General features: G+C 65.4%; 10 protein-coding genes. 2 read left to right on the top strand and 8 right to left on the bottom strand.

Annotated elements, in window-relative coordinates:
* Nucleotides 1-23 precede the first annotated feature (23 nt).
* The 3 genes from DRB06_RS07860 to DRB06_RS07850 are packed head-to-tail and all read right to left on the bottom strand — an operon-like array spanning nt 24 to nt 3,682.
* A complete protein-coding gene (locus DRB06_RS07860) occupies nt 24-1,139 on the bottom strand; it encodes an ABC transporter substrate-binding protein (RefSeq protein ID WP_111819608.1) in 1,116 nt (371 codons plus the stop codon).
* A 48-nt stretch (nt 1,140-1,187) separates the two neighbouring features.
* Nucleotides 1,188-2,171 carry an ABC transporter permease gene (locus tag DRB06_RS07855; protein WP_111819607.1) on the bottom strand — a complete coding sequence of 328 codons (984 nt, stop codon included), beginning with the start codon at nt 2,169-2,171 and terminating at the stop codon, nt 1,188-1,190.
* The gene (locus DRB06_RS07850; RefSeq protein WP_111819606.1) at nt 2,168-3,682 is read right to left on the bottom strand and encodes a sugar ABC transporter ATP-binding protein; all 1,515 of its coding nucleotides are present in this window, start codon (nt 3,680-3,682) and stop codon (nt 2,168-2,170) included. Before DRB06_RS07850 ends, DRB06_RS07855 begins: the two co-directional genes overlap by 4 nt.
* A gap of 203 nt (nt 3,683-3,885) precedes the next feature.
* On the opposite strand from DRB06_RS07850, the gene DRB06_RS07845 reads away from it, so the two are divergent.
* Nucleotides 3,886-4,959, top strand: coding sequence for a LacI family DNA-binding transcriptional regulator (locus DRB06_RS07845; RefSeq protein ID WP_220092995.1), 1,074 nt, complete (start codon nt 3,886-3,888; stop codon nt 4,957-4,959).
* Nucleotides 4,960-4,981: 22 nt separating this feature from the next.
* On the opposite strand, the gene DRB06_RS07840 is transcribed toward DRB06_RS07845, so the two are convergent.
* From DRB06_RS07840 to DRB06_RS07820, 5 genes are all read right to left on the bottom strand, one after another.
* Nucleotides 4,982-6,904, bottom strand: a complete 1,923-nt coding sequence (locus DRB06_RS07840; protein ID WP_108968229.1) for an ABC transporter permease — start codon at nt 6,902-6,904, stop codon at nt 4,982-4,984.
* Nucleotides 6,901-7,698, bottom strand: a complete 798-nt coding sequence (locus tag DRB06_RS07835; RefSeq protein WP_258522201.1) for an ABC transporter ATP-binding protein — start codon at nt 7,696-7,698, stop codon at nt 6,901-6,903. Before DRB06_RS07835 ends, DRB06_RS07840 begins: the two co-directional genes overlap by 4 nt.
* A gap of 112 nt (nt 7,699-7,810) precedes the next feature.
* Nucleotides 7,811-8,806 (bottom strand): HAMP domain-containing sensor histidine kinase, encoded by a 996-nt coding sequence (locus tag DRB06_RS07830; protein ID WP_108968225.1) that lies wholly within the window; start codon nt 8,804-8,806, stop codon nt 7,811-7,813.
* Nucleotides 8,803-9,516, bottom strand: coding sequence for a response regulator transcription factor (locus DRB06_RS07825; protein WP_073328549.1), 714 nt, complete (start codon nt 9,514-9,516; stop codon nt 8,803-8,805). Before DRB06_RS07825 ends, DRB06_RS07830 begins: the two co-directional genes overlap by 4 nt.
* Nucleotides 9,517-9,520: 4 nt before the next feature.
* On the bottom strand, nt 9,521-10,480 hold the full coding sequence (locus DRB06_RS07820; RefSeq protein ID WP_108968222.1) for a LysR family transcriptional regulator: 960 nt from the start codon (nt 10,478-10,480) through the stop codon (nt 9,521-9,523).
* A gap of 152 nt (nt 10,481-10,632) precedes the next feature.
* On the opposite strand from DRB06_RS07820, the gene DRB06_RS07815 reads away from it, so the two are divergent.
* Nucleotides 10,633-11,616 (top strand): alpha/beta hydrolase, encoded by a 984-nt coding sequence (locus tag DRB06_RS07815; RefSeq protein ID WP_111819604.1) that lies wholly within the window; start codon nt 10,633-10,635, stop codon nt 11,614-11,616.
* Nucleotides 11,617-11,677: the final 61 nt, after the last annotated feature.

Raw genomic sequence — 11,677 nt, 5'->3', positions numbered from 1 at the left:
GGCCACCACGTCGTTCGGTTCTCTCAGTCGTACAGGAGCACCGAGATGTCCTCATCATCGATGTTGGAGGAGTCATACCAGTGTGAACCGGTGTCCACGTCCTCAACGCTCTCACCATTCGCCGCCTGCACGGCGAGGGTGACCGCCTGGTATCCCATCTGGTAGGGGTCCTGGGTCACCGAGCCGAGGAAGGCCCCGGAGCGCACGGCGTCCTTTTGTGAAGTGCCGGCGTCGAAGCCCACCACCAGCAGGTCCTTGTAGCGGCCGGAGTCACGGTCCAACTGGGAGGCGTCAGCGGTGGCGCTGATGACGCCGTTGACGGCGTCCTGGTTGGCGGCGAACAAGGCCACCAGGCCGTCCGTGGACAGGATCGAGGTGGCCGCGGACTGAATGTCCGCCTGGCTGGTGGTGGGCGGTACGGTGACGACGATCTTCACCTTGGCGGGGTTGGTCGAAGGCGTGGTCCAACGCTGCTGTCCGGACACGTCGACCGCACCGGCGAGGCCGTCAAGCTTCTCCAACTCGGTCACGAGGGTGGCGGTGAAGCCGTCCACACGCTGGACGATCGAGCCGGAGGTCGAGTCCTGTGCCAGGACCCCGATGACGGCGGGGGAGTCCGCGCTCGCGGAGGCCAGGGCGGATTGCAGATCGGCGTTGGCGGCGAGGTTGGTGGCGACGTTTCCGCCGGCCGCCTCATTGTCGGTGGTCGCGGTGGCCAGCACCGCGCCGGAGGCGTCGTCGGGCACGCCCGAGTCGAAGCCGATCACCGGGATGTTCTGGTTCTTGGCGTTCACCAGGGCATCCTGCACGGCGTCGGGCTGGCAGGCCGCCAGGGCGATTGCGGCCGGGCGCTGGTTGACCGCAGAGGCCAGCTGCTCCACCTGCTGGGAGACGTTGCTCTCGGCGTCGGGACCGTTGGTCTCCAAGTCGACGCCAAGCTCGTCGGCGGCGTCCTGCGCACCCTTGAAGGCGGCCTGGTAGAACTGGTTCTGGTAGCTCTTGGAAATGATGATGACCTTCATCTTCCCGTCCGAGCCGGCGGAGCCTCCGTCATCGCTGCAGGCGGCCAGCAAGGACAGGGAGCAGGCGGAGGCGAGCGCCGCTGTCAGCGCGGTCCTCCGGGTGAACATGGGGGTCATGGTGATGGTTCCTTTCGTGGATGGGGTGGGCTTGATTAGCTCTTGGGATTACGCGCGTCCGGCACGGCGGGTGCGGATGACGTCCAGTAGGACCGCCAGCACCACGACGACGCCGATGAGGACCTGCTGCCACTGCACCGGCAGGCCCATGGAGAGCAGGCCCGTCTTGAGCACGGAGATGACGAAGACGCCGATGATGGTTCCCCACAGGGAGCCGACGCCCCCGGCCAGTGAGGTACCGCCGATCACGCATGCGGCGATCGCGTACATCTCCTGACCGTTGCCGGTCTGGGGTGTAATGGAGGAGAAGGTGGCCGCGTAGATGACCCCGGCCAGTCCGCAGAAGAAGCCGTTGAGCACGTAGACCCAGAACTTCCAGCGGGAGACCACCACGCCGGACAGCTCGACCGCCTCCTCGTTGGAGCCGATGGCGTAGGTGTAGCGGCCGAGCTTGGTGCGGGTGAGGATGAACCAGGCGATTACGAAGAACGCGGCCAGCCAGAGGATACCCACGGGCAGGTTCCCCGCCTTGTACAGGACCGTCTTGAACCAGCCGTCGTCGGAGGTCAGGCTCGGGAAGGTCTGTGTCTGCACCTGGGCGATCACCGCGCACAGGCCGAGGGAGGCGAACTGCATGCCCAGGGTGGCGATGAAAGGCGGGATATGCAGGAAGCCGACCAGGATTCCGTTGCCGATGCCGAAGGCGACCCCGGTTGCGAGTACCACCAGCAGCGCGAGGCCGATCGGAAGGTGCCATACGTTGTATGCCACGCCGCCGACCAGCGCGGAGCCGACCATCACCGTCCCGGAGGACAGGTCGATGCCCGCGGTGATGATGACGAAGGTCATCCCGATGGCCAGGAAACCGATGTAGTAGGACGAGTCGAGGATCGACACGAAGGTGCTGGGGGACAGGAAGTGATTGCCGAATACGGCGAAGAACGCATACAGGATGACCAGTGCCGCCAGCGCCATCAACTGTTGCATCGGTAGCGCACGCAGTGGGTTGTTCTTGGTGATGTTTGCGCTCATGCTGCGCGACCTTCTTCCTGCTTGGTGGCCAATTCCATGATCTTGATCTGCGTTGCCTCGGAGGCGTCCAGCTCTCCGGTCTTGCGTCCCTCGCGCATGACAACTACGCGATCGGACAGGTGGAGGACCTCATCGAGGTCTGAGGAGACGAGGATGATCGACTTGCCCCGCGTGACCAGATCGCGCATGAGCTGATAGATCTCTGCGCGCGCACCGATGTCGATGCCGCGTGTGGGCTCATCGAAGATGAGGATGTCGACGTCGCGCAGCAGCCACTTGGCCAGCACCACCTTCTGCTGGTTGCCGCCGGAGAGGTTGCGTACGCGCTGGCGTGTGGACGGGGTCTTGATGCGCAGCATGTCCACGTACTTGCGGGTTGCGCGTTGTACCGCACGTTCGTGTACGACCGTGGCGGTGGTGAAGGCGTCGTAGGAGGCCAGGACTGTGTTGTCGCTGACGGACAGGCCCGTGACCAGGCCGAAGCGCTTGCGATCCTCGGACAGATAGGCGATTCCCGCATGAATAGCGTCTTTGGGACGGTGGAAGGACACCTCGGCGCCGTTGACCTCCAGCCGCCCGGATGTGGGACGGTCCGCACCTGCGACAATCCGCATGGCCTCCGTGCGGCCGGCGCCGACCAGACCCGCGAATCCGAGGATCTCCCCGCGATGGAGGGTGAAGGACACGTCCTTGACGTCGGCGGAGGCGAGATGCTCGGCCCGCATGACGACGGGCGCGTCGGGTGCTACGTCGGAGTGGGTTTTCGGGGTGTTGACGACCTGCCTGCCCACCATCATCTCGATGATCTCGTCGAGGTCGGTTTCGGCCGTCTTGAGCGTGCCCACATGCGCGCCGTCGCGCAGGACCGTAATGCGGTCGGCGATCGCCATGACCTCGTGCATGCGGTGAGAGATGTAGACGACCGAGACACCGCGGTCCCGTAACCGTCGCACTCGCTGAAGCAACTCGGCGCTCTCGGCCTCCGACAGCGCCGCCGTCGGCTCGTCCAGAATCAGCACCTTGGTCGCCTCGAAGGACATGGCGCGCACGATCTCCACCAGCTGTGCCTTGGAGACCGACAGGTCCCGCAACAGGGTTTGCGGGGCTACGTCGACCTCGTGCTCGGCGAGCAGCTCCTGGGCACGGCGGTTCAGCGCGCGATCGGAGACCAACAGAGAGGAGGACTCCCTGCCGATGAAGATGTTCTGCGCCACGCTCAGGTCGGCCATCATGTTGAGTTCCTGGTGGACGATGGCGATTCCGGCGCGTTGAGCATCGCGGATGGAGTGGAAGGCGGCTGGGGCGCCGCCGTACTCGTAACTGCCCTCGAAGTCGGGGTGAATGCCGGTGAGGATTTTGACGAGTGTGGACTTGCCGGCCCCGTTTTCACCGACGAGCGCATGCACCTCCCCGGGCTGCAGATCGAAGGAGACGCCGCTGAGGGCCTGCACGCCGGGAAAGGACTTGGAGACGTCCGTCAGTTTCAGCAGGGGTGGTTGTGGTGGTGCCATATCTGCTCCATTGCTTGAGGTGATCCGCGGGCGGCGGTGCCGGGCGCGGCTGGGAGGGCCGCCGAAGCGGCCGGTGGGAAGGGGTTACTGGGATGCCTCCAAGTGGCGGCGTTCCAGTACTGACAACGATGTCAATCGCAGTGACGATGGTACGGTTGGTTTCCACTCGGGTCAAGTGCGTCTTAAGAATCGGGGAGGAGACAGTGACGTCATACTCGTCTGCCGGCGCGACGCCGGGGATGCAGCGGCGGGCCACCATGAAGCAGGTCGCCCGCCTGGCGGGAGTCGGCGTCAAGACGGTTTCGCGCGTGGTCAACGGCGAGCCCAATGTCTCCGACGCCACCGCCGAGCGTGTCTGGGATGCCGTCCGTGAGTTGGATTACCACGTGGACCTGCGCGCCGGCAGCCTGCGCCGCCCCGGCGGCGCCACACGCACCATCGCCCTGTTGGTGGGCAGCGTTGACAATCCCTTCGCCGGAGAGCTCCACCGGGGTGTGGAGGACGTCGCCCGCGAGCACGATGTGGCGGTGCTGGCCTCCAGCCTGGACGAGGAGCCGGAGCGGGAGGTGGCGGCGGTCGAGGACTCCATCAGACGCCACGTGGACGGCATCATCGTCAACACCACCACGGCGGACGGGGCTGCGCTGGAGCGGGTGCTGCACCTGGGGGTGCCGATCGTCTTCGTGGATCGGGCGCCGCACGGAATCGAGGCCGACCGTGTAACCAGTGATACCCGGGCTGCGGCAGAGCGGGCGACCGCGCACCTGCTTGAGCGTGGTCACCGCCGTATTGCCCTGCTCACCGAGCGCCTGAATGTGGCCACCGCGGTGGAGCGGCAAGAGGGGTTCGCAGCCGCATTTACGTCTCGCGGCGCCGACGCCGACGGCGCCATCGTGGTGTCCGGGCTGGTAGGGGCGGGGGCGGCCGAGTGCGCCGTCACTGGGCTCTTCAATGAGCCGTGCCCGCCGACGGCGATCTTCAGTGGGCAGAACCTCCTCACCGAGGGGGCGCTGCACGCGTTGCACAATCTGGAACTGCGCAACCGGATTGCGCATATCGGCTTTGACGACCTGCCGCTGGCGGACATGCTTCAGCCGGCGCTCACGGTAGTGCGGCAGGACCCCCGGCGCATGGGAAGGGTGGCGGCGCAGCGCCTGTTCCGCCGCCTGGAGGGTGAGGTTCTCCGGCCGGAGCACATTGTGATCCCCACGCAGTTCATTACTCGCGGCAGTGGGGAGATCGAGCCGGATGATCGACTCGATCTCCCCATCTCCTGAGGTGTCCGGAGTACGCGCCCGCCTACTGCGGATCTTTCAGGAAGATGCGCACCTTGGCCGAGAAGCGACTGCTCAGGAAGGCGAAGTAGCCGGCCTGCAGGGCGAGCAGCGGGATGAGGATGATCAGGAAGCGCCCGTACAGGAGCCGGGAGGCGATCCGTGCCATCACCAGGTAGTTCATGGCGAAGCCCGTGTTGACGACCGCCAGCAGCACCGGAACGGTGAACAGTACCAGCAGTTGCCTGCGCTGCACGCGCAGAATCTCCCGCAGCGACATGCCCATGCGGTGCAGGTTCCGTGTGATCGGCAGGTTGTCCCGCACGCTGGAAACCAGCCGGAAGTAGATCAGGCTGGCCGAGGCGGCCATGAAGACCGCGGAGAACAGCACGCCCACGTAGGTGAAGATCTGGTGGCTGAACTCGTCGGCGTCGATCTCATCAATGCGCGGGATGAACAGGAAGCTCTCGCCATCAGCCATCCCGACGCCGATCGTATTGCGCACGGTGGTGGAGAAGGCGCGGGCGCCGGAGTCATGCAGCGCGTCGTCGAAGTCGAACAGGTGGGCACGCATGGAGGTCGTGCGCGGTTGCTGGGAGATCTCCTGCAGTGTCTGGTCGGCGACCACGTAACAGTCAATGTTGCGCGGATTGTCGAGCAGCCGGGTGCCGGCGCCTACCACCTCGAGCTCGCCGACGCCATCCACGCCGACCGTACTCCCGGTTGTTTCGCTCGCCCCACTGATGTCGAGCGCCTGGCCGGCCGCCAGGTCGGGGTGCTCTCCGGTCACCCGGCCGTACTCCTCCTCGGATACGAACTTGGTGTCCACCAGACCCACATCGTCTCCTTCTCCCAGGAGGATGAAGTCCAGCGTGTACTGCTGATGATCGATGCCGTTGCCGTCCAGCTCCCGCTCAATGAGCGCGAGGTCCCCTGCCTCCCGATCGCTGTCGCCAAAGGCGTAGTAGGTGGCGGCGAAGGGGACGCTGGCCGTGATATCGGCGCGGACGGACATGGCCAGGGAGATGGATGCGGTGATGGCGCAGAAGGCCGCGGTGAGCAGCATGGTGGAGATGAACATGGAGGTCACCCCGCTCTTCAGGCGGTACAGCAGTGCCGAGACCCACAGCGCGTTGCCGCCGCGAAGGTAGCGGCGTGAGTGCTTCTGGATGCCGGTGATGGCCAGGAAGACGAACTGGCTCAGAACCAGGAATGTGCCCACCATGAAGCACCCGATCAGCACGTAGTTCAGCGTCTTCTCCAGGGCGCGGTCGATCAGCGCCGGGGCGGATCCTGCATAGCGCGGGTAGAAGGTCAACGCGTATCCGAGTAGCAGTACCACCACCCCGACAACGGCCAGCGGGCTGGAGAAGCGCACGCCCTTGGCCTCGTGCCCCGAGGAGGAGAGCAGCTCGAGTACGGGGCGCCGGGACAGGCCGCGAACCAGGAGCAGGGTCACCAGCACGAACACCACCGCGAATCCGATCGCCGTATCGCGGATCGGTGCCAGGGGAGTCTTCCAGGTGATGTTGGACAGGCGGACGATGCGCGCCATGATCAGTACCGACAGGTGGCCGAAGGCCGTCCCCACGAGCATGCCGACCACAATGGCGCTGGCTCCGATCAGGGAGTTCTCCGCCAGTAGCATGCGACGTAACTGGCGGCGTGACATGCCCATGGCCCGCAGGGTGCCGAAGGTGCGCCTGCGCCGATCCACGAAGGAGTAGATCGAAAGCGACAGGAACACGACCGCGAACACAAGCACGATCACCGAGGCCATCCGCATGAACAGCTGGATGCTACCGCCGCCCTGATCCAGTTCGGGGTGGTCGGCGTTGACGGCGAAGATGAAGAAGATCGTGACGGTGAAGACGCTGCTCAACCAGTAGGCGATGTAGGTCTCCGCATCGCGCAGGACATTATGCTTCGCGAACTGCCAGAGGGTCATCGTCCCTCACCGCCGATGAGCTTGAGCACGTTCAGGATCTGGTCGTAGAAGGCCAGTCGGTCGTTCTCCCGATACAGCTCGGAGTGCACGGCCCCGTCCTTGATGAACACCACCCGTTTGCACCAGCTCGCGGTGCGTGCATCATGGGTGACCACCACGGTGGATACCCCCTGGCGCTCGTTGAGATCGGAGAAGATGCGCATGACGTCCTGTGCGGCCGCGGAATCGAGATTCCCGGTCGGCTCGTCCGCGAGCAGCAGCTGCGGTCCGTGAATGATCGCCCGCCCGATGGCCGCCCGCTGCGCCTGACCGCCCGAAACCTCATGCACCCGGTGGGCCAGGACATCCCCGATGCCGAGCTGCTCCGCCACCGCCCGGGAGCGGCGTCGCATGCGGGCGGGGCTCTCATCCGATGCCAGCATGAGCGGCAGCATGATGTTCTCCTGAATGGTCAGCGTGTCCACCAGGTTGAAGTCTTGAAACACGAACCCCAGCCGTGTCCGCCGGAAGACTGCGGCCTCCTCCTCGCTCAGGTCGGCCGGATTCTGACCTCCAACGCGTACGGTGCCCGAGGTGGCCGGCAGGATTCCCGCCACCAGATTCAGGACCGTGGACTTGCCACTACCCGAGGGCCCCATGATTGCCACCAGTTCGCCCGCGCCTATGCGCAGCGAGAGCTGATTGACGGCCTTGACCCTGACCGTGTCCCCGTAAATCTTGCTCACGCCCTCCAGGGACACCACGGCCGGTCCGGGCTCGTGTGTCACGGTGTTTCGCATTGCCGTTTCAGTCATTGCTTGCCCCTTCCGTGTGTTCGGCAACTGCCGTTAAAGCTATTGCCCGCACGGGGCGCGAACCATCGAAGCGGGTGACGGTGGGTGACAATCGCTGTCACCTGCGGTGTGGTCAGGCAGCCGCGGCTGTGCTTGTGCCGAAGCGCACGGTGACGGTGGTTCCCTCATCGACGGCCGAAGTGATCTGCAGCGAGTGTCCGAGGCGTTCGAGCACCTGCTTGACCAGGTACAGGCCCACCCCGGAGGACTGCGAGCCCGCTCGACCATTTGAACCGGTGTAGTACAGGTCGCACACGCGTGGCAGGTCGCGGGGACGTATGCCGCAGCCGGTATCAATGACACTCAGCTGCGCTCCCTCCGGTCGGGCGCCGATGCGTACCTCCACCGAGGATCCCGGTTCGGAGAACTTAACCGCGTTGTGGATCAGCTGGTCCACGACGAAGCCGATCCACTTGCGATCCGTGTTCACCACGACGTCCTCGCCGGTACAGGCGACGCTCACTTCGCTCTGCAGGAACAGCCGCTGATTCTGTTGCATGACCCCACGTGCCAGATCACTCAGGTGCACCTGCTCGGTCACCAGATCGTTCTCGAAGCGCTCGATCCGGGCCAGACTCAGCACCAGATCCAACTGCCGCTGCAACCGGTCGAGCTCACAAAGAACAGGGAAGGGATCACGGCTCCCCTCGCCGTCCTGCGCCAGCAGGCGGATAACACTGAGCGGCGTCTTCATCTGGTGCACCCACTGGACGATATGGGTGCGCCACTGCTCGGTCGCCGCCTGCTGCTCCGTGAGCAGCCCCAGGTAGCGCTGGTAACTGGCGTTGCCGTGTTGGATGAAGGCATTGACGAGCGGATCGGTGGACTCCTGTCCGAGCAGCTCCTCCAGGACCCGGCCGGGGGAGCCGAGCCAGCGATACAGCCGCCGACGTCGGAAATACCGCACCGTAAGGGTCGCCACCAGCAGAAAACCGGACAGGCACAAGAAGTAGGTCATGCCGCCGGTGGTGTTGAATCCGCCAACACCTTGGTAAAGCGGTAGCAGCCCTCCCACAACCAGGACGAATAGCATCACGATGCCCAGGTGCTCGCGCAGAAACAGTCTCACGTGGTGCCTCCGCCACGCTCATCCGCGCCGACGACGAGCCGGTATCCGTATCCGCGCACGGCTCTGAGCTCAACTCCAACACGGTGTCCTGAGAGGCGGCCGCGTAGCCGGCGAATATTGACGGTGAGGGTGTTGTCCTCCACGTAGGCGGCGTCCTCCCAGGCGGAGGCGAGTAGCCGATCGCGTGAGGCCGCATCGGGATGCGCCTGCATCAGGGCCTGCAGCAGTTTCGTCTCCGTGAGTGACAGCTCGACCTCCTGGCCGCCGATGGCCGCCAGCTGCCGCCCGGGGAACAGAATTAAATCCCGCACCGTGAGCGCGTCCTCGGCATCCGCGGAACTCAAATCCCCGTAGGCGCGTCGAATCACACCACCGACCTTGGCCAGCAGTAGCTCCGGATCGAAGGGTTTGGTCAGATAGTCGTCTGCGCCCGCTTCGATGCCTCGGACCTGGTCGCCGGTGGCGTCCCGGGCGGACACGATGATGATAGGGATTTTGGAGACCTCCCTGATGCGGCGACACCAGTAGAAACCGTCGTAGCGCGGCAGATTCACGTCCAACAGGACGACGTCCGGATCGACGCGCTCGACCTCGTGCAGCAGGTTTCCGAAGTCGGATGCCGCGGTGCAGTCGTACTGGTAGCGCTCTAACAGGCCGATGATGCCGCGTGCCAGCGCCGCATCATCCTCCACCACCAGAACTCTGTACACGTGCTCAGCTCCTTCTCGGTGTTCTCGAGGTCGACCGCGGTTGCACCGACAGGCTAGTGGATGGTGCGGGCGTGTCGTCGTCGGCCAGCGAGGCGCGCAGCCGTTCCAGGAAGCGCTCCGCCATGGGGGAGTGAGCCTGCTGCCGCCGCCAGATGAGGTACATCCGCGACTCGAGTGCCGGCTCCAGCGGGCGGAAGGCCAGTCCGCTGGAGGGGCTGGTGTCCACCAGGTGGTCGAAGGTGAGCAGGTAGCCCAGGCCCTCGCGGGCGAAGACCGCGCCGTTGTAGGGCAGGCGGAAGGTGCCCTCAAGTTGCAGCTCGCCCATGCGGCTGCCGGCCCAGGCCGGGATGTCTCGTGCCCAGGACTGCTCCGAGCAGAAGAGCGGTAGTCCCGCCAGGTCGTCCACGGTGACGGCCTTCTTGCCGGCCAGGGCGTCGTCGTGCCGCAGCACCACGCCCCACCTGTCCGCCACGGGCAGGGGCAGCGTCTCGTACCGGCTGAAGCGCTCGCCGTCGGGCTCCTCGACGATCGCCGCGAAGTCGAGCAGGCCCCGGTCCAGCTTCTCGGTGACCTGCTCGGTGTCGCCGCTGGTGACGTGGTAGCGCAGCCCGGGGCACTCCTGCTTGAGCAGCTTGAGCTGGCGGGCGAGCAGACCCACCTGGTAGGACTCGGCCAGCCCCAGGTACAGATCGCCTCCGGTGATGTCACCCAGGGTAAGGAAGTCGGCCTCGATACGGTCTGCCAGGCCGATTAGATCCTCGGCCCGTTCGCGCAGCAGTCGGCCCTCCTCGGTGAGCTCGATGCTGAAGGAGTGCCTGACGAACAGCTTGTGCCCCAACTCCCGCTCCAGCGCCTTCATCTGCTTCGAAAGCGTAGGCTGCGAGACGTGCAGCTGTGCGGCGGCTCGGGTCATGTTCTCCTCCCGGGCCACGGCGGCGAAGTACCGCAGTGTGCGTATCTCCATGTCGAACAAGATATGCCAAGACGGCATGTCAGGCATGACAAACGGTCATTAGCGTCATGTTGCCCGAGTGGTTAATTTAGATGCCGGAGGCGCTCCGCACCGTAACAGGGCGCCACGCACAGCCACAGATACAGAGAACGGAGCATCAGGAAATGAGCACCGAGAACCTCGAACTGACCCAGGAGTGGGACAAGGTCTTCCCCCAGTCCGACGCCGTGGACCATGAGAAGGTCACCTTCCACACGCGCTTCGGCATCACCCTGGCCGCCGACCTGTACAAGCCGAAGGACGCCGACGGCAAGCTGCCCGCGCTGGCCGTGAGCGGGCCCTTCGGCGCCGTCAAGGAGCAGTCCAGTGGCCTGTACGCCCAGACCATGGCCGAGCGCGGCTTCCTCACGATCGCCTTCGACCCCAGCTTCACCGGCGAGTCCGGCGGCACGCCCCGCTACATGAACTCCCCGGACATCAACATCGAGGACTTCCAGGCCGCCGTCGACTTCCTGTCCGTGCGCGACGACGTCGACCCCGAACGCATCGGCATCATCGGCGTCTGCGGCTGGGGCGGCATGGCGCTGGCTGCCGCGGCCGCCGACCCGCGGATCAAGGCCACCGTGGTCTCCACCATGTACGACCTCAGCCGGGTGGCCGCGAACGGCTACTTCGACTCCGCCGACTCCGCCGAGGCCCGCAACCAGATGCGCGCGTCCGTGGCCGCCCAGCGCACCGCCGACTACCGCTCCGGCACCTACGCCCTGGCCGGCGGGGTAGTAGACCCGCTGCCCGAGGATGCTCCCGGCTTCGTCAAGGACTACTACGCCTACTACAAGACGCCCCGCGGCTACCACCCCCGCTCCCTGAACTCCAACGACGGGTGGACGGTCATCGGTGGCTCCTCGCTGATGAACGCGACCCTGCTCGGCTACATCGAGGAGATCGAGAACGCCGTCATGATCGTCCACGGGGAGGCGGCCCACTCCTACTACATGGGTAAGGACGCCTTCGCCCGCCTGCAGGGCGACAACAAGGAATTCGTCTCCATCCCCGGCGCCTCCCACACCGACCTGTACGACGGCGGCGAGAACGGCGCCATCCCGTGGGAGAGGATCACCGAGTTCCTGCGCACCAACCTCGGCTGAGTCGCATCTTCGCGCAGCTCTGAGCACTCCGGGGTGGGCCGCCGTGTGGCGGCGGCCCACC

The organism is Actinomyces sp. Z5 (genome assembly GCF_003287795.1).
In the GTDB taxonomy this organism is placed as follows: domain Bacteria; phylum Actinomycetota; class Actinomycetes; order Actinomycetales; family Actinomycetaceae; genus Actinomyces; species Actinomyces glycerinitolerans.
Note: the sequence above shows the minus strand (reverse complement) of the source record. Positions and strands in the feature narration are given on the sequence as shown.

Excerpts from the sequence above, each read along its gene's own strand:
- DRB06_RS07855 (WP_111819607.1), bottom strand. The coding sequence starts at position 2,171 with ATGAGCGCAAACATCACCAAGAACAACCCACTGCGTGCGCTACCGATG.
- DRB06_RS07835 (WP_258522201.1), bottom strand. The coding sequence starts at position 7,698 with ATGACTGAAACGGCAATGCGAAACACCGTGACACACGAGCCCGGACCG.
- DRB06_RS07850 (WP_111819606.1), bottom strand. The coding sequence starts at position 3,682 with ATGGCACCACCACAACCACCCCTGCTGAAACTGACGGACGTCTCCAAG.
- DRB06_RS07860 (WP_111819608.1), bottom strand. The coding sequence starts at position 1,139 with ATGACCCCCATGTTCACCCGGAGGACCGCGCTGACAGCGGCGCTCGCC.
- DRB06_RS07820 (WP_108968222.1), bottom strand. The coding sequence starts at position 10,480 with ATGGAGATACGCACACTGCGGTACTTCGCCGCCGTGGCCCGGGAGGAG.
- DRB06_RS07840 (WP_108968229.1), bottom strand. The coding sequence starts at position 6,904 with ATGACCCTCTGGCAGTTCGCGAAGCATAATGTCCTGCGCGATGCGGAG.
- DRB06_RS07815 (WP_111819604.1), top strand. The coding sequence starts at position 10,633 with ATGAGCACCGAGAACCTCGAACTGACCCAGGAGTGGGACAAGGTCTTC.